Annotated in this window: 19 protein-coding genes; 10 read left to right on the forward strand and 9 right to left on the reverse strand. The window is 69.9% G+C overall.

Annotated elements, in window-relative coordinates:
- Window positions 1-7: 7 nt before the first annotated feature.
- Genes ACQPZP_RS02975 through ACQPZP_RS02990 form a run of 4 tightly spaced genes read right to left on the reverse strand, consistent with a single transcriptional unit; the run spans window position 8 to window position 5,489 of the window.
- On the reverse strand, window positions 8-1,753 hold the full coding sequence (locus ACQPZP_RS02975) for an ABC transporter ATP-binding protein (RefSeq protein ID WP_433476080.1): 1,746 nt from the start codon (window positions 1,751-1,753) through the stop codon (window positions 8-10).
- On the reverse strand, window positions 1,750-3,585 hold the full coding sequence (locus ACQPZP_RS02980; RefSeq protein ID WP_433476081.1) for an ABC transporter ATP-binding protein: 1,836 nt from the start codon (window positions 3,583-3,585) through the stop codon (window positions 1,750-1,752). The genes ACQPZP_RS02975 and ACQPZP_RS02980 overlap by 4 nt, the downstream gene beginning before the upstream one ends.
- The gene (locus tag ACQPZP_RS02985) at window positions 3,582-3,962 is read right to left on the reverse strand and encodes a cupin (RefSeq protein WP_433476082.1); all 381 of its coding nucleotides are present in this window, start codon (window positions 3,960-3,962) and stop codon (window positions 3,582-3,584) included. Before ACQPZP_RS02985 ends, ACQPZP_RS02980 begins: the two co-directional genes overlap by 4 nt.
- Before the next feature lie 60 nt (window positions 3,963-4,022).
- A complete protein-coding gene (locus ACQPZP_RS02990) occupies window positions 4,023-5,489 on the reverse strand; it encodes an MFS transporter (protein ID WP_433476083.1) in 1,467 nt (488 codons plus the stop codon).
- Window positions 5,490-5,655: 166 nt separating this feature from the next.
- On the opposite strand from ACQPZP_RS02990, the gene ACQPZP_RS02995 reads away from it, so the two are divergent.
- The 3 genes from ACQPZP_RS02995 (at window position 5,656) to ACQPZP_RS03005 (ending at window position 7,846) form a co-directional block, all read left to right on the forward strand.
- Window positions 5,656-6,807, forward strand: a complete 1,152-nt coding sequence (locus ACQPZP_RS02995; protein ID WP_433476084.1) for a sensor histidine kinase — start codon at window positions 5,656-5,658, stop codon at window positions 6,805-6,807.
- The gene (locus tag ACQPZP_RS03000; protein WP_433476085.1) at window positions 6,804-7,463 is read left to right on the forward strand and encodes a response regulator; all 660 of its coding nucleotides are present in this window, start codon (window positions 6,804-6,806) and stop codon (window positions 7,461-7,463) included. The genes ACQPZP_RS02995 and ACQPZP_RS03000 overlap by 4 nt, the downstream gene beginning before the upstream one ends.
- Before the next feature lie 110 nt (window positions 7,464-7,573).
- On the forward strand, window positions 7,574-7,846 hold the full coding sequence (locus ACQPZP_RS03005) for a hypothetical protein (RefSeq protein ID WP_433476086.1): 273 nt from the start codon (window positions 7,574-7,576) through the stop codon (window positions 7,844-7,846).
- Between the two features lie 99 nt (window positions 7,847-7,945).
- On the opposite strand, the gene ACQPZP_RS03010 is transcribed toward ACQPZP_RS03005, so the two are convergent.
- The gene (locus tag ACQPZP_RS03010) at window positions 7,946-8,719 is read right to left on the reverse strand and encodes a methyltransferase domain-containing protein (RefSeq protein WP_433476087.1); all 774 of its coding nucleotides are present in this window, start codon (window positions 8,717-8,719) and stop codon (window positions 7,946-7,948) included.
- Between the two features lie 100 nt (window positions 8,720-8,819).
- Here ACQPZP_RS03010 and ACQPZP_RS03015 point away from each other — a divergent pair, with 100 nt between their 5' ends.
- Entirely contained in the window at window positions 8,820-9,800 is a 981-nt protein-coding gene (locus ACQPZP_RS03015) for a threonine ammonia-lyase (RefSeq protein WP_433476088.1), read from the forward strand.
- 27 nt (window positions 9,801-9,827) lie between these two features.
- Here the strand turns inward: ACQPZP_RS03015 and ACQPZP_RS03020 are convergent, their stop codons facing one another.
- Complete coding sequence (locus ACQPZP_RS03020; protein ID WP_433476089.1) at window positions 9,828-10,382, reverse strand: TetR/AcrR family transcriptional regulator; 555 nt, start codon at window positions 10,380-10,382, stop codon at window positions 9,828-9,830.
- Window positions 10,383-10,489: 107 nt separating this feature from the next.
- Here ACQPZP_RS03020 and ACQPZP_RS03025 point away from each other — a divergent pair, with 107 nt between their 5' ends.
- The 3 genes from ACQPZP_RS03025 (at window position 10,490) to ACQPZP_RS03035 (ending at window position 13,924) form a co-directional block, all read left to right on the forward strand.
- Window positions 10,490-12,070 (forward strand): MDR family MFS transporter, encoded by a 1,581-nt coding sequence (locus ACQPZP_RS03025; RefSeq protein ID WP_433476090.1) that lies wholly within the window; start codon window positions 10,490-10,492, stop codon window positions 12,068-12,070.
- 182 nt (window positions 12,071-12,252) lie between these two features.
- Window positions 12,253-13,191 carry an alpha/beta hydrolase gene (locus ACQPZP_RS03030; protein ID WP_433476091.1) on the forward strand — a complete coding sequence of 313 codons (939 nt, stop codon included), beginning with the start codon at window positions 12,253-12,255 and terminating at the stop codon, window positions 13,189-13,191.
- 10 nt (window positions 13,192-13,201) lie between these two features.
- Window positions 13,202-13,924, forward strand: a complete 723-nt coding sequence (locus ACQPZP_RS03035; RefSeq protein WP_433476092.1) for a helix-turn-helix transcriptional regulator — start codon at window positions 13,202-13,204, stop codon at window positions 13,922-13,924.
- Here the strand turns inward: ACQPZP_RS03035 and ACQPZP_RS03040 are convergent.
- A complete protein-coding gene (locus ACQPZP_RS03040; RefSeq protein ID WP_433476093.1) occupies window positions 13,907-14,539 on the reverse strand; it encodes a TetR/AcrR family transcriptional regulator in 633 nt (210 codons plus the stop codon). The two genes, ACQPZP_RS03035 and ACQPZP_RS03040, sit on opposite strands and share 18 nt — an antisense overlap.
- 24 nt (window positions 14,540-14,563) lie before the next feature.
- Between ACQPZP_RS03040 and ACQPZP_RS03045 the strand changes: the two genes are divergently transcribed.
- Window positions 14,564-15,571, forward strand: coding sequence for a hypothetical protein (locus ACQPZP_RS03045; protein WP_433476094.1), 1,008 nt, complete (start codon window positions 14,564-14,566; stop codon window positions 15,569-15,571).
- A gap of 29 nt (window positions 15,572-15,600) precedes the next feature.
- Here the strand turns inward: ACQPZP_RS03045 and ACQPZP_RS03050 are convergent, their stop codons facing one another.
- Window positions 15,601-16,728 carry a suppressor of fused domain protein gene (locus tag ACQPZP_RS03050; RefSeq protein ID WP_433476095.1) on the reverse strand — a complete coding sequence of 376 codons (1,128 nt, stop codon included), beginning with the start codon at window positions 16,726-16,728 and terminating at the stop codon, window positions 15,601-15,603.
- Window positions 16,729-16,960: 232 nt separating this feature from the next.
- Here ACQPZP_RS03050 and ACQPZP_RS03055 point away from each other — a divergent pair, with 232 nt between their 5' ends.
- Window positions 16,961-17,542 (forward strand): hypothetical protein, encoded by a 582-nt coding sequence (locus ACQPZP_RS03055; protein ID WP_433476096.1) that lies wholly within the window; start codon window positions 16,961-16,963, stop codon window positions 17,540-17,542.
- 162 nt (window positions 17,543-17,704) lie between these two features.
- The gene (locus tag ACQPZP_RS03060; protein ID WP_433476097.1) at window positions 17,705-18,415 is read left to right on the forward strand and encodes a hypothetical protein; all 711 of its coding nucleotides are present in this window, start codon (window positions 17,705-17,707) and stop codon (window positions 18,413-18,415) included.
- 47 nt (window positions 18,416-18,462) lie between these two features.
- Here the strand turns inward: ACQPZP_RS03060 and ACQPZP_RS03065 are convergent, their stop codons facing one another.
- On the reverse strand, window positions 18,463-20,322 hold the full coding sequence (locus ACQPZP_RS03065) for an ABC transporter ATP-binding protein (protein ID WP_433479540.1): 1,860 nt from the start codon (window positions 20,320-20,322) through the stop codon (window positions 18,463-18,465).
- Window positions 20,323-20,381: the final 59 nt, after the last annotated feature.

Genomic DNA, 20,381 nt, shown 5'->3' on the forward strand with positions numbered 1-20,381 from the left:
GTACTTCTCAAATGTCACGCAGGATGTCGGCCCCGGGAGCACGCAGCGCGGCGCCCGTCAGGGAGATGTTCCAGTAGTCCGCGTAGCGGCCGTTGCGGCGGAGCAGTTCGTCATGGCCGCCTTCCTCCACGATCCGGCCGCCGTCCAGGAAGGCGATGCGGTCGGCGCGCTGGATGGTCCGCAGCCGGTGCGCGACCATCACGACCGTCCGTCCCGCCATCAGGCGTTCGATGCCGTCATGGACGGCCGCCTCGTTCACCGGGTCCAGCGCGGAGGTAACCTCGTCCAGCAGCACGATGGGCGCGTTCTTCAGCAGCGCACGCGCGATCGAGACGCGCTGGCGCTCACCGCCCGACAACAGGGCGCCGCCCTCGCCGACGTTGGTCGCCCATCCCGCGGGCAGCCGCTCGATCACCTCGTCCAGCCGTGCCGCCGTCGCCGCCGCCCGCACCTCGGCCTTGCCGGCGTCGGGACGGCCGAGTCGCACGTTCTCCTCGATCGTGTCGTTGAAGAGGTAGACGTCCTGGAAGACGATGGCGATCTGCGCCATCAGCACTTCGGTGTCGATGCCCCGTACGTCCACGCCTCCAATGCGCACCGCACCCGCGTTCACGTCGTGGAACCGTGCGAGCAGCTGCAGCAGGGTGCTCTTGCCGGCGCCCGAGGGCCCGGCGATGGCGAGCCGCTGCCCCTCCGGCACGGACAACGAAAGGTCGTCGATCACCGTGCGGTCGCCGTACCGGAAGGTGACGGACGAGAACTCCAGTCCATGGTGTTCCGGCCGGATCGGCTCGCGGGGTTCCGGGAGCGGCTCGGTCCGCAACACCGCGTCGAGCCTGGCCAGCTGGGAACGTGCGCCGCGGACCTGGCCACCGATGTCCGACAGCGACAGCAGCGGATCCGCGCAGCGGGCCGCCAGAACCAGGATCGTCAGCACCTCCGCGGCGCCGATGCTCCCGCCGAGCGCGAGGTGGGCGCCCAGGACCAAGAGCACGGTGAACATCGCCTGCACCGTGAGCGTGAGGCCCAGTCTGGCGGGCAGCGCCGACAGCACGGTACGGCGGGACGTGCGCTCCAGTCCGCGCAGCGACTCGTCGAGCGTCTGGAAGCGCTCGATGGTCCGGCCGCCGGCGCGCAGCACCGGCTGGGCCTGGAGGTATTCGATGACTCGTCCGGTGGCCTCGCGGTCGCGCTCGTGGCGCTCCGCGTCGCCCGCGTCCATCGAGCGTCCCGCCCAGATCTGGATAGCCGCCACGACCGGAACGGCAGCCAGCGCGGCGAGCCCCATGCGCCAGTCGAAGACGAGCATCACGCCGACGATCGTCAGCGGGGTCACGCAGGCGGTGATGAACGGTGCCAGCAGGTGCGCGATCACGCTCATCGCTTGCAGGACGCCGCGGCTGGCCATGACCGACACCTCCCCGACGCGGCTCGCGGCGTACCAGCCGATGGGCAGCCGGGCCAGATGCTCGCCGAGCCGGTGGTACATGCCGTGCAGCAGCGTGGTCCCGACGCGGAATCCGGACAGATCGCTGCGGTAGCGCAGCGCCGCGTAGACCGCGACCGCGGCCCCGAACGCGATCAGCCATGGCCGGGCGTCCGCGGGTGTGCTCCCGAACAGCGCCCGCAGCACCGGAACCAGCAGTGCGTACGACAAACCTTCGGCCGTCGCGGTGATGGTCATCAGGGCCACGGTGCGACGGACGGGCCGGGCGTACTCGTGACCCAGCACGCGCAGCAGCATTCGAATCATCGGGGCTCGTCTCCTTGCGGTACGCCGCGGGTTGGGAGCGCGTCGGCGACCACGGACGGGTGGGACCGCCAGAACGCGGCGAACTTTCCGTCCTGGGCCAGCAGATCTGCGGGCTTGCCGCGCTCGACGATCGATCCGTTCTCCAGCATCACGACGGTGTCGGCGCCGGCGACCGTCTCCAGGCGATGGGCGATGACCAGGACGCTCCGATCGCCTTCCAGCGTGGCGAGGGCCCGGCGCACCGCCTGCTCGGTCTGCGGGTCGGCGAAGGCGGTCGCCTCGTCGAACACCAGAACGGGCGTGTCGGCGAGCAGCGCGCGGGCGATCGAGATCCGCTGTGCCTCGCCGCCCGACAGCCCGGCGTCGTCACCGATCACCGTGTCGTATCCGCGCGGCAGTTCGAGGATGCGATCGTGAACATTCGCCAGCTGGGCGGCGCGGACGATGTCGTCGCGGTCTGCATGCGGTACCGCCAGTGCGATGTTGTCCGCGACGGACGCGCGCAGCAGGCGAACGTCCTGGAATACGAAGGAGACCGTCCGGTAGAGCTCCCGGCTGCCGAGCTCGCGCAGATCGACCCCGCCCAGGAGGATCGAACCGTGGGTCGGGTCGAAGAACCGCGGCAGCAGCTGGACCAGCGTCGACTTCCCGCTTCCCGACGGCCCGACGATCGCGGTGACCGTCCCCGGTTCGAGCACCAGGTCGATCCCGCGCAGAACCTCCTGATCGGCTTCGTATCCGAATCGGACGTCACGCAGTTCCACCCGGTGCCCCCGCGGTGCGACCGGGCGCGCGGGCTCCGGCAGCGACCGCACCGCGAGGACGTCCCGGATCCGGCCGACCGCGCGCCGCGCCGCCTGCATGTCGTCGAAGCCGTGGCCGAGGGCCGCCACCGGAGCGGTCAGTCCCAGCCCCAGCAGGAGGAAGGGCAGCAGATCCGCCGCGGCCATGGAACCGTTCGTGATGAGGACCGTTCCGCCGACCAGCACGGCCAGCAGGACGAACGGCGGCGACAGCGCCACCTGCATCCCCGCGGCGATCGCGGACAGCCCGCGCACCATCCGGTAGAAGACGCGGGTGAAGTCGTCCGTGGCCTCGCGGAACTCGTGGTGGGCGCGCTCGGATCCGCCGAACGTCTTGACCACGGAGATCCCCTGGACGAACTCGACGACCGAGTTCGCGATCCGTCCCATGGCCGCGTCGAAGTCCGTCTGCTCGCGCAGCCGGGCCGGCGTCATCATCAGCGGGACCAGCGCCACCGCCAGCGCCACCGGTATCAGCGTGATCAGTGTGAGCCGCCAGTCGACGGTGAACAGATAGATCAGCGACGCAAGCGGCACCACGAACGCGGAGACGAGCTCGCCGGGGCTGTGGGCGATGAACGGGTGCACCGCGCTCACGTCCTCTCCCACGACCTTCGCCAGCTCGCCCGTCCGGCGGCGGGAGAACCAGCCGATCGGCACGTGCCCGAGCCGCGCGGCCAGTTGCCGCCGGAACGACAGCTGCACGCGGCCGTCGAGAAGATGCCCGATCCCGGACGACGCGGCCGTGAACAGCAGCCGGACGAACAGGCCGGCCGCACCCGCGATCACGACGGTCCACACATGCCCGTGGTCGACCGGGCCCGGCGACAGCAGGGCGCGACCCAGTTCGACGACCGCCAGCAGCGGCGCCAGACCCGCGACAGCGCCGACCACCTGCAGGATCACGACGGCGGCGAAACTACGTCCGTGCGGGCGCAGCAGCCCCGCCAGGCTCGGTCCCGCCGCGGATTCGGCGTCCGGTGGCGGGGCGGCCGTCTCCCTCGCCTCGGCCAGGCCGGTGGCGGTCATCGCTTCTCCCGCCGGCTGCCGCGGGGGAGGGTGACGGCCATGATGTTGCTGGGGACGTCCAGCTCGATGCGGTGCCATCGCCCGCGCGGGACGATGGCCGCGGTTCCGGCCGGCAGCCTGATCTCTTCCTCGTCCTGCCCCGGTCGCTCCGGGCGAAGGTAGAGGCGTATCTTCCCGATGAGGCAGGACACGATCTCCTCGGCCTCGGGGTGGACCTCCCAGTGGTCGGCGTGGACGTCGGCGGCGGTCTTCGCGTGGAAGGCCATCAGCTGCCAGCCGTCCCGCTCACCGTCGGACGCTTGCGGCTCGGCGTGCACCTGACCGCCCTGGTGAAGGCGGATGAAGGACGCGAAGAGATCGATCGGGGTAACGGTCATGCCGAGGCACCCTTCCTGGAGTGACCTTTTCTTCGGCTGATGCGGAAGTGGGATCGCCGGTCAATCCCGGACGGCGAGCAGATCGCGGTCATCTACCTGGTCGGCTCGTGATGGCGAGCCGGCTCCGCGCAGGACGGTGAGGGCGAGGAGCGCGGCGGCGAGCAGGAGCGCGGCGCCGAGGGACAGGCCGAGCGCGTAACCGTTGTTGAGGGTCTGGGGTGTGACGGTCTGCCCGGTGCGGTTGGACGCGAGGGTGCCGAGGACGGCGAGCCCGAGTGAGGCGCCGATCTGGCGCGAGCTGTTGAGCAGGCCGGAGGCGGTGCCGGTCTCGTGGTCCGCGACGCCGGCGGTGGCGATGGAGACGAGCGGTCCAAGGCAGAGCCCGAAGCCGGTCCCGGCGACTACCGAGGGGCCGAGGACATCGGTGGCGAAGGCGCCGTGGGCACTGATCAGGCCGAACCAGGTGAACCCGGCGGCGGTGACCAGCCCGCCGCCGACCAGGAGCGTCCGCGGAGCGAGGCGGTAGCCGAGCTTGACGGCGAGCACGGAGCCGACGATCACCGCGAACGCGAACGGCATGAACATCAGCCCGGCCCGCGCCGGCCCGATCCCGAGGACGTGCTGGAGGTAGAGGGACATGAAGTAGAAGGACGAGGCCATGGCCGCACCCGTCAGGAGGTTGAAGCCGTTCGCGCCGGCGACCGAGCGGTTGGCGAACAGGCCCAGCCGGATCAGCGGTTCGCGGGTGGTGGTCCGCTCGACGCGGACGAACGCCGCCAGCAGCACCGCGGCGGCCAGCAGGGTCACCGGGGACGTCCACGAGTCCTGGTCGATGCGGACGATGCCGAACACCAGCAGGGTCATGCCCGCCGTGGCCAGGACGGCGCCGAGCACGTCCGGGCGGCCGCCGCGAGCCGGAGGCGGGCCCGCGGCGACGCCTCGCCAGGCCAGGGCCAGCGCGCCGGCGGCCATCGGGACGTTGACGAACATCACCCAGCGCCAGCCGGCGTACTCGGTGAGCAGACCGCCGATCAGGACACCGAGGGCGCCTCCGGCGGCGTTCGTCGCGCTCCACACGCCGAAGGCCCGGATGCGGGCCTTGCCGGACGGGAAGGCCGCGGTCAGCAGCGCGAGCGCGGCCGGGGCCAGTGCGGCGGCCCCGACGCCCTGCGCGGCCCGGGCCGCGACGAGATGGGCGGGCTCCTGGGCGAGGCCGCCGAGGAGCGAGGCGAGGCCGAACAGGCCGAGCCCGAGCAGCAGGACCCGCTTGCGGCCGTACCGGTCGGCGGCCTTGCCGCCCAGCAGGAGCAGCCCGCCGAAGGTGAGGGCGTAGGCGTGGATCACCCAGGTCAGGCCCACCGAGCTGAAGCCGAGCCCGGCGCCGATCTGCGGGAGCCCGACGTTCACCACCGACAGGTCCAGCGACACCATGAACTGCACGACCGCCACCGCGGCGAGGGTGATCCCCGGCTTGGCGCCTGATTCGATGGGCGATCGTCTTTCTGTCGACTCTCTGATCGTGTGCATGCCGGACATGGTGATATTCGGGCAGGTCGGCGGTCGTCGTGCACCGGGAGACTCATTCGTCCGGCACCGGGGAAGTACGATCGGCCCGAGTACTCCGCTGGGAGTAGTGATTTATTGCGACATGCGGCGGAGGACCGGGCGGCCGGGCAGGCTCTAATCTGCACAAATGAGCTCTTTGGACCGGTGGCGACCGCTCGCTCAGGACGGCCTGCTCGCCGGCGTGATGGCCGTCCTGGTGTCGGTGATCGTGTTCACCACGCCCAGCGCGGGCGCGCTGGACCTCGTGGCCGTCCTCGCCGGGTCGCTCGCGCTCGTCGCCTGGCGGCGCGCGCCCCTGGTGCCGCTGCTCGTCAGCACGGCCTGCATGCTCGCGGTCGCCGCGCACGTCCAGCCGGGCCCGGTGGCCGCCTACCCCGTGATGGTGGCGGTGTTCGCCGCGGTCAGGGTCGGCCATCGGCTGGCCGCGGCGCTGGCCGTCGTGGTCTTCCTGAGCGGCGTCCTGGCGGTGAACCTGCCCGGCGACGATGGGACCTTTCAGGCCATCCAGGACACCGGGCTGCTGGTCGGCTGGTTCGTGGCGGCCGGCGTGGTCGCGACGGTGACCCGGCACCGGCAGGCGTACCTGGAGGAGGTCGAGCAGCGGGCCGCCGAGGCCGAGCGCACCCGCGAGGAGGCGGCCCTGCGCCGCGCGGGTGAGGAGCGGCTGCGCATCGCCAGGGAACTGCACGACTCCCTCACGCACAGCATCTCGATCATCAAGGTCCAGGCCGGGGTGGCCGTCCATGTGGCACGCAAGCGCGGCGAGGACGTGCCCCCCGCGCTGCTGGCCATCCAGGAGGCCAGCGGCGACGCGATACGCGAGCTGCGCGCCACCCTGGAAGTGCTGCGCGACACGGGCGGGTCCGACGGCTCCGACGGCGAGGCCCAGGCCAGCGGCCTCGACCGGCTCGACGACCTGGTGGAGCGGGCCCGCTCGACCGGGCTGCCGGCCACGGTGACGATCTCCGGCACGCGCCGCGAGCTGCCGGCCGACGTCGACCGGGCCGCGTACCGGATCGTCCAGGAAGCGCTCACCAACGTCTCCAGGCACGCCGGCGGGGCCGCCGCGACGGTGTGCATCGCCTATGCGGACGAGGAGCTGGTCGTGCAGGTCGACGACGACGGCAAGGCCGACCCGGACGCGCCGCCCGTGCCCGGCACCGGCCTGCTCGGCATGCGCGAGCGCGTCGCGGCGCTCGGCGGCCGGCTGCGCGCCGAGCCCCGCCCCGAGGGCGGTTTCACCGTCCGCGCAGAGCTTCCCCTTGGAGAACCATCGTGATCCGTGTCCTGCTCGTGGACGACCAGGCACTCATCCGCGGCGGCTTCCGGGCCCTGCTGGAGATCGAGGACGACATCGAGGTGGTGGCGGAGGCCGCGAACGGCGAGCAGGGCGTCGCGCTCGTCCGCGAGCACCGGCCCGACGTCGCCCTCATCGACATCCAGATGCCCGTCATGGACGGCATCGAGGCGACCCGGCTGATCGCCGCCGACGAGCGGCTGCGCGGCGTCCACGTCGTGATCCTCACGAACTACGGCCTCGACGAGTACGTCTTCAACGCGCTCCGCGCCGGCGCCTGCGGCTTCATGGTCAAGGACACCGAGCCCGCCGACCTGCTGCAGGGCGTCCGGGTCGCGGCCCGCGGCGACGCGCTGCTGTCTCCCGCGATCACCCGCCGCCTGATCAGCGAGTACGTCGCCCGCCGCCCCGAGCCCGTGCCCGAGGGGCTCGGCGTGCTGACCAACCGCGAGCGCGAGGTCACCGCGCTGGTGGCCCGCGGCCTGTCCAACGACGAGATCGCCGCCCACATGGTGATCAGCCCGACCACCGCGAAGACGCACGTCAGCAGGGCGATGACCAAGCTGCACGCCAGGGACCGCGCCCAGCTCGTGGTGTTCGCCTACGAATCCGGCCTCGTCACCCCACAACGCGGCTGACCGGTAAGGGCCAAGCCCCTTTGACAACCTCTCCCCTCGCGCGACGGTAACCGACAGGACGGCAGAGCCGTTCTCGTCCACTCCAATCAACATCGCGAGGGGGAGCCATCATGGCTTCACGCAGAAAAAGAAGACAGAGAGAACTGGCGGCTCAGAAGGAGCGGCTGGCCTCCATGAGGAATCAGGCTGAGAACTACATTGTCTTGGCCGCCATGACCTCGGATCCTGACGTCAGGGAAGGTGCCGAGCAACTGGCCCGGTTCAAGAACAAGGAAGCAGCCGGACGACCGATCTGGGAAACATTGAGCGACCCGGACGGCAAGCCCACTCCCAAGACGCGGAAGGCCCGGGAAGCGTATCGGAAGCACTTCCCCGATGATTGAGCAACCGACCGGCCGATGAACACACCCGGCCGGTCGGCCCCACAAGTCGAAGCGGCCTCTGGCGAGGCCGCTTCGTCGTCGGCGGAGCCGCCGGTGGGGTCACCGGCGGGTGGCCGCAGTCACGAACAGTGGGAGGGCGAGGAACAGCCGCCCGCGCCGTCCCCGTTCACGCTGCTCGGCGATCCACCCTTCGGCCTGCGCCTCGCTGATCGCCCCCGCCGAGTGCGCCTTCTGGGAGAGGTTGGCCAGAACGGGCACCATCGTCGCGTCGGTGAAGACCCTCGTGTGGACCTCGACGGTGATGTCGGTGAAGCCCGCGTCGAGGAGGAGGTTGCGGCTGCGGCGGACGACGCGGGGAGTGGGGACCAGGTCGGCGCGAGCGCGCACGATGGTGCGGGTGAGCGCGGCGTCGTCGGAGTCGATGACGAAGGTGTCCCAGTCCTGCCCGATCAGCACGATGCGCCCACCGGGGGCGAGCACGCGCCGCGCCTCGCCGGCCGCGCGGGCGGGGTCGTCCAGGACGTGGTACACCTTCTCGGCCCGGTAGCCGTGCAGCGCGCCGTCAGCGAAGGGCAGGTCGTAGGCGCTCGCCACGCGGAAGTCCGCGACGGGCCAGCGCTGGGCGGCCACGCCGATCATCCGCTCGTCGGGGTCGATGCCGACCGCCCGCGCGCCCCGCTCGGCCATCTCCGCGGCCGCGCGGCCGGACCCGCATCCGACGTCGGCGACCGCCGCATCCGGCGCGATTCTGAGCAACTCGTAGGAATGCGCGCGCAGTTCGCTCGCCCCGGGCATGTCGTCCGCGATGTCGAGCAGGGCGATGAGCGCGTCGGTGTCGGCGCTGGAACGGCCTGTCGTCCGGTTCTCGTTCATGTCCGAGATCTTGCGGCTTAAAGTTCACTTGAAGTCAAACGGACCATTCGGGTCGGTGGGGTGTCCGCCGCTCGCCGTCCGTGGGGTACGTTGTCACGTCGTGCCCGAGACGCGCCTTGATCTTGACCGGATTCGCGCGGCTCGCCGCGTGATCGACCCGATGTTCCTGGACACTCCGCTGTTCCGGTGCGAGGCCTTGGGACGCGCGCTCGGCTGCGCGGTGAGCATCAAGCTGGAGACGGCGAACCCGGTCCGCAGCTTCAAGGCGCGGGGTACCGAGCTGGTCGCGAGCGGGCTGAGCGACCAGGGCCGGACGGCGGCGGTATGCGCCAGCGCCGGCAATCTCGGCTGGGCGCTGGGGTGGTCGGGCCGCCGCCGCGGCCTGGATGTGACGGTCGTGGCATCGCGCCGGGCGCCCGCCGCCAAGCTCGACCGGATCCGCGCCCTGGGGGTGGCGCTGGAGGTGGTCGACGGCGACTTCGAGATGGCACGGCAGCGGGCCGTCGACATCGCCCAGCGGCGCGGCATCCGGCTGGTCGAGGACAGCCTGGACATCGAGACCTGCGAGGGCGCGGCGACCATCGGCCTCGAACTGGCGCAACGGGCGTCCTCCTTCGACGCCGTCCTGATCGCGCTGGGAGGCGGCGCGATGGCCACCGGTGTGGGCTACGCCTTGAAGGCCCTGGCGCCCGGAGTAGAGGTGATCTGCGTGCAGCCCCAGGGCGCGCCTGCGATGACCCGCTCATGGCGCCGGCGCCAGGTCGTCACCACCGACTCCGCCGACACCATCGCCGACGGCGTCGCCGGCCGGTACCCCATCCCCGCCGTCCTGGACGACCTGCTGAAGGTGGCCGATGACGCCGTCCTGGTCCAGGAGGCCTCCATCGTCACGGGCATGCGGATGCTTCTGGAGCATGCGGGCCTGGTCGTCGAACCCTCAGCAGCCCTCGGCGTCGCCGCCGTCCTGGAGGACCCCGACCGCTTCGCCGGTCGCAACCTGGTCACCATCATTTGCGGCAGCAACGTCAACCTGGACGACTACCACCGCTGGGTCCGTCCGAGTGCCGTGCACGGCCGGTGACCGGGCGGGGCCGGTTCGAGCGAATGCCTAGTCTTCCGGGATGAGGTCGAGCGCGACCTGCAGGGCGGCGGCTTGCACTTCGTCCTCGTCGACGGCCGTGTCGCGCATGGCGAAGTGGGCCAGGTGCAGGCTGAAGATGGACATGCGGGCCCGGATCTGGTCGGGCAGGCTCGAATCCTTGTCGACCAGGAACTCGGCGAACGACTGCATGCGCGCGCGCAGGTCGGCGCCGCCCTTCAGGTCCCGTACGGCCGGTTCGTTCTGCTGCATGAACCGGAGCATCTCCCTGCCGGGACCCTGGATGATCTCGGCATAGCGGCGCACGAACTCCCGGCGTGACGCCGGGGTGGGCTCCTGCCCGCGCGACCACTCCAGCAGTTCCTCGGCCTCGGCGTGGAAGTCCTCGAAGAGGCTCGCGACGATGTCCTCTTTGGTCTTGAAGTGGTAGTACAGCGCCGCCTTGGTCACTTCCAGGCGTTCGGCGATCTCGCGGAGCGAGGTCTTCTCGTAGCCCTGCTCGGCGAACAGCTCCAGGGCGACTCTGCGGATCTGCTCGCGGGTGTCGCTTCGTCGGCGGGTCATTGCGTCCTCCCAAACTTACTTGACGCCCGGCTAGTTCGTAGCTTACCGTACGACAAGTAAGCAAACTAGCCGGGCGGCAGGTAAGTGCGGACGGAGCGAGGATCGAGATGAGTACGACACCCACGGACAGCGGAACGGCGGCGCCTCCCCAGAGCAAGCGCCAGATCTACATCGTCATGAGCGGGCTGATGATCGGGATGCTGCTCGCCATGCTGGACAACATGGTGGTGGGCACCGCGATGCCCACGATCGTCGGCGAGCTGGGCGGGCTGGCGCACCTGTCCTGGGTGGTCACCGCCTACACGCTGGCCACCGCCGCGGCGACGCCGATCTGGGGCAAGCTCGGCGACATCTACGGCCGCAAGGGCATGTTCATGGCCGCCATCGTGCTGTTCCTGACCGGGTCGGCACTGGCCGGCATGGCGCACAGCATGATGCAGCTGATCGCCTTCCGGGGTGTCCAGGGACTGGGCGCCGGCGGTCTGATGGTCGGCGCGATGGCCATCATCGGCGACCTGGTGCCGCCCCGCGAGCGCGGCCGCTACCAGGGGCTGATGGCCGCGATCATGCCGCTGGCATTCATCGGAGGCCCGCTGCTGGGCGGCCTTGTCACCGACCACCTCAGCTGGCGGTGGGCCTTCTACATCAACCTGCCCCTCGGCGCCCTCGCCCTGGTGGTCACCGCGCTGACCATGCATCTGCCCAAGCGGCCGCGCGGCAACACCCGCATCGACTACATCGGCGCGATCCTGCTGACGGCCGGCATCGTCTCCCTGTCGCTGATGACCAGCTGGGGCGGCACGGAGTACGACTGGTCCTCCGTCACGATCATCGGCCTGGGCGTCGGCGCCGTCGTCGCGCTGACCCTGTTCGTGCTGTGGGAGCTCCGTACCGAGTCCCCGATCCTGCCGATGAGCCTGTTCCGCAGCCGCAACTTCACGCTGGCCTCGGTGCTGGGCTTCCTGGTCGGTTTCGCGATGTTCGGTGCGGTGACCTTCCTGCCGCAGTTCCAGCAGTTGGTGCAGGGCGCCTCGGCCACCAACAGCGGCCTGCTCCTGCTGCCGCTGATGATGGGCATGCTCGTCACCGCCATGGGCGTCGGGCAACTGGTGACCCGTACCGGGCGCTACCGCGTCTACCCCATCGTGGGCGGGCTGTTCATGACCGCCGGCATGCTGCTGCTGGCCCAGCTCACCGTGGACTCCACCCAGCTCACCACCGGCCTGTTCATGGTCGTGCTCGGCGCCGGCATGGGGTTCCTGATGCAGAACACGATGCTCATCGCGCAGAACAGCGTGGAGATGAAGGACATGGGCGCGGCCAGCGGCGCGGCCACGCTGTTCCGTACGATCGGCGGCTCGCTCGGCGTGTCGATCCTCGGCGCGATCTACAGCAGCCACCTGACCGGCGCGCTGACCGACCGGCTGGGCGAGCGCGCCGGCGAGTCGATCTCCGGCAGCGGCGGCCAGCTCACCCCGGCGCTGCTCAGGCGGATGCCGGCCGACGTGCGCGACGCCGTTGAGCACGCGGTCACCTCCGGTGTCCACAACGTCTTCCTCTGGGCGTCCGCGTTCACCCTGCTGGCCATCGTCGCCGCCTGGTTCATCCGCGAGACCCCGCTCCGCGGCGGCCCCACCGACAAGTCCGCCCCGGAAGAGCGCACCGTCGCCGAACCCGTCGCGCTCTGACCCTCACAGCACCCGGACAGGGGCCGTCCTCAACAGGGGCGGCCCCTGTCGCCGTACCGGTCGTCTTCAAGGACGGCGCGGATCCGGCTCCATGCGTGTTCGGCATCGCTGCTGGGACGTGATGCGGTTCACAAAAGAAGGGTGACAGGACGCTGTCGCGGGCAGCTGCGACCGTCGACGACATGACGCTCACAGATGAGGACTGCCTTCCCGAGACCTTGGCGTTCAACGAACAGTTCGAGGCCGCCGCCGCGAGCCGGCCGGCTCGCGGGAAGGTGCCGAGCGCGGCCGCGCTGGCGCCGCTGCGGCGCAACCGGCTCGGCGGCGACACGCCACCGGTACGGCTGCCGCAGGGCCAGGACCGCATCGTCGAGGGCGGGGTGAAGGTACGGGTCTTCATTCCGGACCATGTCGACGGCGTGTACCTGCACATCCACGGAGGCGGCTGGGCGTTCGGTTCCGCGGACGGGCAGGACGAGCGGCTCTGGCGGCTCGCCGAGCGGACACGGCTGGCCGTGGCGAGCGTGGACTACCGCCTCGCGCCGGAACACCCGTTCCCCGCCGGGCCCGACGACTGCGAAGCGGCCGCTCGATGGCTGGTGAAACACGCCCCGGCCGAGTTCGGTACCGAACGGCTGCTGATCGGCGGTGAGTCGGCCGGTGCCCACCTCAGCGTCGTGACGCTGCTGCGCCTTCGCGACCGGCACGGCATCACCGGCGCGTTCCGGGCGGCCCACCTGCTCTTCGGTCCCTACGACCTTTCGATGACACCAAGCCAGCGGACGTTCGGCCCCCGACGGCTGCTGAGCAACACTGACTCGCTTCGGGGCAGCTATGACATGTTCACGCCAGGGATGGGGGACGAGCAGCGCCGTGACCCGGAGGTTTCGCCCCTGTTCGCCGACCTGGCCGAGCTGCCGCCCGCCCGGATCGTCGTCGGCACCGAGGACCCCCTGCTGGACGACTCACTGTTCCTCGCCGCACGGTGGCAGGCCGCGGGCGCGCCTGTGCAACTCGGCGTCGTGGCGGGCGCGATGCACGGCTTCACCCTTTTCTCGCTGACCATCACCGAGCGGGAACAGCGGCGCCAGCGGGACTTCCTGGCCTCCGCAGGACAGTAGCGTCGGCGGAATGAACCGAACTGCCCGGCTGTACGCGCTGGTGGAGGAACTGCGCGCGGCGGCGCCGCGGCCGCTGACGGTCGCGGCGCTCGCGGCGCGGTTCGAGGTCAGCGCACGCACGGTGCAGCGCGACCTGCAGACACTGATGCAGGCCGGTGTCCCGGTGCGCTCCACGACCGGGCGAGGCGGCGGCTGGTCGATCGACCCGCAGATGACCCTGCCTCCGATCCACCTCACGGCCGGTGAAGCCTCGGCACTCACCGCCGTGCTCGCCGCGGCCGACGCCTCCACCCCCTATGCCGGCGCGGCCCGCACGGCGGCTCAGAAGATCGCGGCCTCGATGGCGGGCCCGGCCTCGGCGGCGGCCCGGGACCTCGCCGCACGGATCGTCACCCTGCCCGCGCGCTGCGACTCCGCGGTCCGCGCCGCGGTGGAGCAGGCCCTTGCCGACGACCTGGTGCTGCGGCTGTCCTATACCGACGCGGCAGGACACGAAAGCGACCGCGTCGTGGAACCGGCCGGACTGCTCACCGCCAACGGCCGCTGGTACCTCATCGCCTGGTGCCGCACGCGCCTGGCCGGCCGGGGCTTCCGGCTCGACCGGATCGCGGCGGCGGCTCCGACCGGTGAACACGCACAGCCTCATGACCTGGCCGAACTACTCCTCGGCTCGTCCGCCGCCGGCGCGGTGCGACCCACCGCACTGGCCCCGCTCTCACCGCCGACGCGGTGAGCGTGCCGGGCTGTTCGTTTCCGCCGCGTCCAATGCGGGAGCGAGCGGCGCGAGCGCGGCGCGAATCAGGTCTGGCGGCGAGCCGGACAGTGTGACGAGCCCACCGGTCGTAGAGGACGCGGGAAGCGGTTGTATCCAGCGCTGGAGCGCGACGCGGACGGCGGCGGCGACGCTCGCCGCGAGGACACGGGCGGTGTTCTCGTCGTCGAGGCGGCGAGCGATCGCGTCGGCGAGAGGGTCTTCGATCGTCGTCGCGGTGTTCACGAACGCTTCGCGCAGCATGGGGCGGCTGGTGATCAACAGCAGCTCGTCACGGCCGTGTTCGCCGGGATCGGTGTACTGGTCCACGATCGCCCCGATGACGGCGTCGGCGAGGCGGACATCGGCGGGCCGGGCGGCCACCGCCGCCGCGACCCGCGCCTCCCGTTCGGCGGTGACGGCGGCGACGATCGCCTGTTCGCGGCTGGAGTAGTAGTCGTTGTAGGTCCGTGGTGAGACCCCGGCGGCCTCAGCGATGTCATCGACGCGCACATGCTCCGGCCCGCGCTCCAGCGCCAGCCGGAGCGCCGCCGCGCGCAACGCCTCCCGGGTGGCCTGCTTCTTCTGCTCGCGCAACCCCGAATCGTGCGAGCCAAGGGCATGACGTACGACACCGGCTTCGTCCGGAACGGCAAGATCTCCAGAGAGCGCTTCGATCCGGCGGTGGTCAGGCGTGAGCTGGCCATCATCCGCGATGACCTGCACTGCAACGCCGTTCAGGTCACCGGCGGTGATCCGGACCGGCTGGAGCTGGCGGCGACGCACGCCGCCGAGCTCGGGCTGGAGGTCTGGTTCTCGCCGTACCCGCTGGAGCTCACGGCCGGCGAGATCATGTCGCTGTTCGCCGACTGCGCCGAACGGGCGGAGCGGCTCAGGGAGGCGGGGGCCGAGGTCGTGTTCGTCACCGGCGTCGAACCGACGCTGATGAACAAGGGATTCCTGCCCGGTGACAGCACCGATGAGCGGCTCGGGCTGCTGCTGGGCCGACCCGACAGCGCTGAACGGTTCACCGAGGTCGGCACCCATCTCAACGACTTCCTCGGCGAGGCGGTCGGCATGGTCCGGGAACGTTTCCGAGGCAAGGTCACTTACTGCGCCATACCGTTCGAGCGGGTCGACTGGACGCGCTTCGACATCACGTCGTTCGAGCTCATCCGGTCCGCCGAGGTCGCCGACCAGTTCCAGGACGGCGTGCGCAGGCTCGTCGCGGCGGGCAAACCGGTCGCGATCACCGGCTTCGGCGCGTCCACCTACCGCGGCGCGGGTGACAGGGGCGCTCGCGGGATGGAGATCGTCGAGTACGACGAGGACACCGGCGAGCCGATCCGGCTGAACGGCGAGTACGTTCGCGACGAGCCCGGCCAGGCCACCTATCTGACCGAGGTGCTGGAGATCTTCGACACCGAAGGCGTGGACGCCACCTTCGTGTTCCTCTTCGCACTCGACGGCTTCCCGCACCGCCCCGACGGTGATCCCCGCGACGACCTCGACCTCGCCAGCCCCGGCATCGTCAAGGTCCTCCAGGACCGGCGCGGCGACACCTACCCCGACATGACGTGGGAACCCAAGGCCGCCTTCACCGCCGTCGCCGAGCACTACCGCCGCTGATCACGCGTCGCTCGCCGGAAAGTTGAAGATCACCGGGTGACGTCGGTGACCGGGACGCGGTCCGATCCGGTGAGGCGGGCGAGCAGCGCGTCGTTGCCGGTGGCCTTCGCTTCGGCGAGTTCCTCTCGGGTGACGCCCACGGCGGTGATGAACTCGACCTCCCCGTCCGGGGCATTGATCACGCCCAAGTGCGGGTCGGTGACGAAGACCAGCGCGTTGAGCCTGCTGGTCTCCGGGCCGAGCGGTCCGGCGACACCCATGCGGTGCCCATCGGCGAACGGGTACCCCTCGCCGAACACGTACTCGCCGAGGTTCTGCAGCGTCGCCAGCGCCCAGCCGGGAGGCAGTTCGTCGTCTTCGTCGCGCGGGACGCGCATCGTCAGCTCGAAGCCGAGACCGCTCGCACCCGGTTCGGGTTCGACGTCCAGTAGCCCGTCCAGGTCGCTGAAACCCCACGTGACGAGCAGCCAGTAGCCGTCCGCGCGGTGCGCGCTCAGCTCTTGGACGCCCTCGCCCAACGGGATGTTGGTCGCCCAGCGCAGCGGCTTGTCATCGGGAAGGTGCGCCTGGAGCGCGGCGGCGATCGCCTCTCGGCTGCCCTCACGCTGTCGGGGGACGCCCCCGTTCAGGTAGGCGTCCATCAGCCCGCCCCAGAACGTGTCCGGCGCGAGGGCGCGCTCGTCATGTGTCCTCAGGTCGGCGATGAGCCTTTCGATGTACGGGCGCGTCTTTTCGAGAGGCGCCCCGCCCATCTCCTGCGCGCACAGCTCGTTTCGGTACAGGAACTCGACGAACGCCCCAAGCGAGGTGTTGATGGTCTCGGGCTCGGGGGTGGGCACGCCGTCCTCCAGCGCGAGCAGGAAGACATTGCTGCTCTCCAGTTCCACGGTGTAGCGGATCCGGTCGTCGGTACGGCCCTTGCCGAGGACCATGAAACGCGCGGCTCGCTCCGGCGTCTCGGCCTCGAAGACCTGCAGGGCATCGAAGGGACCGTTCACGTGCATCGTGAAGAGAATGCCGGCGGTGACCGGCATGCCGACCTCGGACAGCAGCTCAACGTCCTCCGGCCGGAAGCCGCGCTCCTCAAGCTGATCGCGGTCGAGCGTGATGACGCCGTCCGTACCGAAGACCCGGACGAGTTCGGAGTTCGTGACCATTGGCGGCCCTTTTCGCCGGAGACAAGAGACCACCGAGATCGTAGTGCCGCGGCCCAGCCAGGTACCGGGCCTCCCGGCCAGTTGCGTTGACCGGCGCTAACCGAGTTCCGCGTAACGGGCCGGACGGGCTGGTGGGGGCGGGATCGGCGGAACAGGCTGGTTGCGATAGCAATGCGACGGTACGGTTCTCCATATGGAGAGAGCGGACAACGCAATCAGACAATCGCTAAATGTGACTGCTGGCATCGGTTGTCTGGCGGTTCCGTTCCTCTTCGTACTGACCGTAATGACCTGGGTGGTGGCAGAGAACGGGTCCTCGTTCCTTGTGTCAAGCGTGGGCTGGGCGCTTGGAACGCTGGCCGTTCTGGCCGTGGTAGGGATGATGGCCGGTGTGGCGGTGATCGATCTCCTTATTGGAGGCGGTGACAGGCGGGGCCTGGACGGTTATCAGATTTCTGGCCTGGTGCTGAACGTTGTCGCATGTTTCGTTGGCGGCGTGTTCAATGTTCTGACCTACATGTTCACGCCTTACACCCTTCTCAACGAGAAGGCGGGGACGGTCTGCGGCGGATCAGGGGGCGCGGGCACATTCCACTGTCTGCATCGACCAGGCCGAGTACTCGAAGTCCTCGGGCTGACTTTTTCTGCGTTGGCGATCCTGGCATTCGCGGGCCTGTGCTGGGCCGGCACCCGATCGCGACTGTGCGCGCTCCTGTCCCCGGTGCTCGTCTTCGGCCTGTATCTGCTGGCACTGCGCATGTGGCTGGCTCATGAGGGGCTGGGCGTTCCCGACCGCAACCTGGTGCTCGGGTAGTCCTCCTCGACACGGCGCCGGCATTCCGTCCTCACCGGGACAAGGTCAGACCGTGACCTGCCTGTGGTTTTTTCTCTCTTTGATGCCGGGGACGGTGCAGAAGCATCGCTGCGTTCGGATGCTGCGCCGGGGCGGCGCGCGACGCGGCAGCCGGGGAGAGCCATGAGTTGGACACGCACACGTCGGGTGGCCACGTCGGCCGCACTCACCGGATTAATCGCCACATCGGCACTGTCCCCGGCGGTCGCCGCAGAGCGGACCGGGCCGACGCGGTCTGATGGCACCACCGCCGCGAAACAGACCGGTAATCCCACGCCACCACCGCCCAGGCTCCCACGAAATTTTCATGGCAGGGGCAAATGGATCGTCCGGGATCTGGGCATCACGGTGCCGTTCACCTGGGCGGGCAGAAACGGTGACAGCCAGATGGTCGCGGGAGGCCCGAGCTACCCGATCTGGTTCACGAACCTCATCTACCGGAACTCGCTCTACACGCTGACCTATAAATGGCCCGGCCTCAACGATCACGAATGCTCGCGCATCCCGGGGTTCAACCTGGACACTCTGAACCAGAAGCTCAGGACGGCGCGGTTCGTCGGGCCGGAGGTACTGCAGCGGAATCCGCAACGCCAGGTGAATCACTGGAGGGTCGGTGTCGTCGTTCCGCAGCTGCCTCCGGGGAAATTCCTCCGGTTCCCGCTCGCACTCGGCGACATCTACGTCGATCAACGGAACCCCGCGACCTTCTGGCAGGTCCTCCAATTCGGCGTCCAGAACCTTTACGACCCTGAACTGGACGAGTGGCTCGTGATGAACACGTTCGAGCACACCCCGGGAAGAGTCGCTCTCCCCGACCGGTGCCCACGGCCATAGTGACGGTCGCCGCGTGCGGTCGACGGCCGGTTACGGCGCGCGGCGCGTCAGCCGATCGCCGACTGTGATCTCCGGTCATGCTGGGCGGCGGCCGGGGCGTCCGGAGCGGTCTCGTCGGTGAGGAAGCCGCCCGACTGGTGGTGCCAGAGGCGGGCATAAGCCCCCTTGGCCTGGAGGAGTTCTCCGTGGGAGCCCTCTTCGAGGACGCTTCCGTGGTCGAGCACCACCAGGCGGTCCATGCGGACGACCGTGCTCAGGCGGTGCGCGACGACCAGTGCGGTGCGGTCGCGCATCAGGTGCCACAGGGCCTCCTGGACGAGAAGTTCGCTCTCGGAGTCCAGAGCGCTGGTGGCCTCGTCCAACAGCAGGATCGGGGCGTCCCGGAGGATGGCGCGGGCGAGCGCGACGCGCTGCCGCTGACCGCCGGAGAGCTTGACGCCCCGCTCGCCGACCAGCGTGTCGAACCCGTTCGGAAGGCTCTCGATGAACTCGGTGACGTGTGCCGCCCGCGCGGCTTGGAGGATCTCGGTCTCGGTGGCACCCGGCCGGGCGAAGGCGATGTTGTCGTGCACCGACCGATGGAACATCGCGGGTTCCTGCGGGACGTACGCGATCAGGTTGCGCAGGTCGCTCTGGCGTAGCCGCGCGATGTCCTGGCCGCCCACGAGGATCCGGCCGCCGTCGACGTCCATGAGACGCAGCAGCAGCCGGGTGAGGGTCGTCTTGCCGCCACCGGACCGGCCCACCAGGCCGATCTTGGCGCCGCTGGGAATCTCCAGGTCGAGTCCGTCGAACAGGGGCGGGCCGTCACCGTGCGCGAACAGCACCCGTTCGAAGCGGACCGCCGCGTCCACCGGACGCAACGGCTGCGGGTCGGGCGGGTCGACGACGGTCGGCGGGGTCAGGAGCAACTCGGTGAACTGCGCGGCCTCGGTGAGCGTGCTCTCCACCCGCCGGTAGACCTGGTTGAACTCGAACATGATCCGGGTCGCGTTGGTGTAGTAGGAGAACGTCACCACGATGGCCTCCACCCCGAGGCCGCCGCGGAGTGCCACCGCGGCCAGCAGACCCAGCGCGCTGGTCAGGATCGACATCGGGGCGACGATCGTGTCCACCCGCAGGTTGCCGTAATCCCAAGAGCGCAGCGACAGGCGGTACTGCTCGGCGATCCGGCCACGGAACTCGGTGGCCTCCCGCTCCTCGGCGGCGAACGCACGGACCGTCTCCATGTTGGTCAGCACGTCGGCGACGTGGCCGGACACCCGCACCTTGGCGGCCTCGCGCTCGTCCACCAGCATCTGCCGGCGGCGGATGAACGGGCTGACGACGAATCCGGTGACGACGATCAGTCCGACGAGAACGACGACCAGGAGCGGGTGATATCGCCACAGGATCACCGAGGCGAAGGACAGCGGGATCACGTTCGCCATGATCGAGAAAGTGAGAGTATCGGCGAAGTTTTCGAACCCGCCGGAGAAACTCAGTATCCGTTTGGTCAGTGAACCGGCGAAGTTCTCGTGGAAAAAGGCGGTGTCTTTGGCGAGCAGCTCATCCATGCCGACGATTCCGAGCTGCTCTATGCCTCGGCCGTCCGTCCGGTTGAGGAAGTGGAGACCCCCTCGCCACAGCACCTCTCCCGCCAGCATCAGACCTGCGAAGGCAAGGACGTAGGGCAGGAGCGCGACGACGTCGCTTTCCCCGCCGTCGGCCAGGTGCCCCACCAGAGCAGCCACCACCAGCGGTGTCAGGTAGAACAGGCAGGTGTTCCCGAGCGCCGGGAATGTCATCGCCGGCAGCGAGATCCGCCACTGACGGCGCAGCACATCGCCGTAATAGCGCAGGGCGAGCAGAACCGCTCGCTGCCGGGGCGACCGGCCGTCCCTGGAGCCACCTCGTACTCCCAGCACAGCCAACCGCCCTCCCGCTCCGCTGCCTTTCCCATGCTGCCTCAGGCTGTCCCGGAAAG

It is taken from the genome of Spirillospora sp. CA-142024, from assembly GCF_050942325.1.
GTDB lineage: Bacteria > Actinomycetota > Actinomycetes > Streptosporangiales > Streptosporangiaceae > Spirillospora.

Bases quoted from the DNA above. Each gene is read 5' to 3' on its own strand.
- ACQPZP_RS02975 (WP_433476080.1), bottom strand. From the start codon at position 1,753: ATGATTCGAATGCTGCTGCGCGTGCTGGGTCACGAGTACGCCCGGCCC.
- ACQPZP_RS02980 (WP_433476081.1), bottom strand. From the start codon at position 3,585: ATGACCGCCACCGGCCTGGCCGAGGCGAGGGAGACGGCCGCCCCGCCA.
- ACQPZP_RS02985 (WP_433476082.1), bottom strand. From the start codon at position 3,962: ATGACCGTTACCCCGATCGATCTCTTCGCGTCCTTCATCCGCCTTCAC.
- ACQPZP_RS02990 (WP_433476083.1), bottom strand. From the start codon at position 5,489: ATGCACACGATCAGAGAGTCGACAGAAAGACGATCGCCCATCGAATCA.
- ACQPZP_RS02995 (WP_433476084.1), top strand. From the start codon at position 5,656: ATGAGCTCTTTGGACCGGTGGCGACCGCTCGCTCAGGACGGCCTGCTC.
- ACQPZP_RS03005 (WP_433476086.1), top strand. From the start codon at position 7,574: ATGGCTTCACGCAGAAAAAGAAGACAGAGAGAACTGGCGGCTCAGAAG.
- ACQPZP_RS03010 (WP_433476087.1), bottom strand. From the start codon at position 8,719: ATGAACGAGAACCGGACGACAGGCCGTTCCAGCGCCGACACCGACGCG.
- ACQPZP_RS03020 (WP_433476089.1), bottom strand. From the start codon at position 10,382: ATGACCCGCCGACGAAGCGACACCCGCGAGCAGATCCGCAGAGTCGCC.
- ACQPZP_RS03025 (WP_433476090.1), top strand. From the start codon at position 10,490: ATGAGTACGACACCCACGGACAGCGGAACGGCGGCGCCTCCCCAGAGC.
- ACQPZP_RS03030 (WP_433476091.1), top strand. From the start codon at position 12,253: ATGACGCTCACAGATGAGGACTGCCTTCCCGAGACCTTGGCGTTCAAC.
- ACQPZP_RS03035 (WP_433476092.1), top strand. From the start codon at position 13,202: ATGAACCGAACTGCCCGGCTGTACGCGCTGGTGGAGGAACTGCGCGCG.
- ACQPZP_RS03045 (WP_433476094.1), top strand. From the start codon at position 14,564: ATGACGTACGACACCGGCTTCGTCCGGAACGGCAAGATCTCCAGAGAG.
- ACQPZP_RS03050 (WP_433476095.1), bottom strand. From the start codon at position 16,728: ATGGTCACGAACTCCGAACTCGTCCGGGTCTTCGGTACGGACGGCGTC.
- ACQPZP_RS03060 (WP_433476097.1), top strand. From the start codon at position 17,705: ATGAGTTGGACACGCACACGTCGGGTGGCCACGTCGGCCGCACTCACC.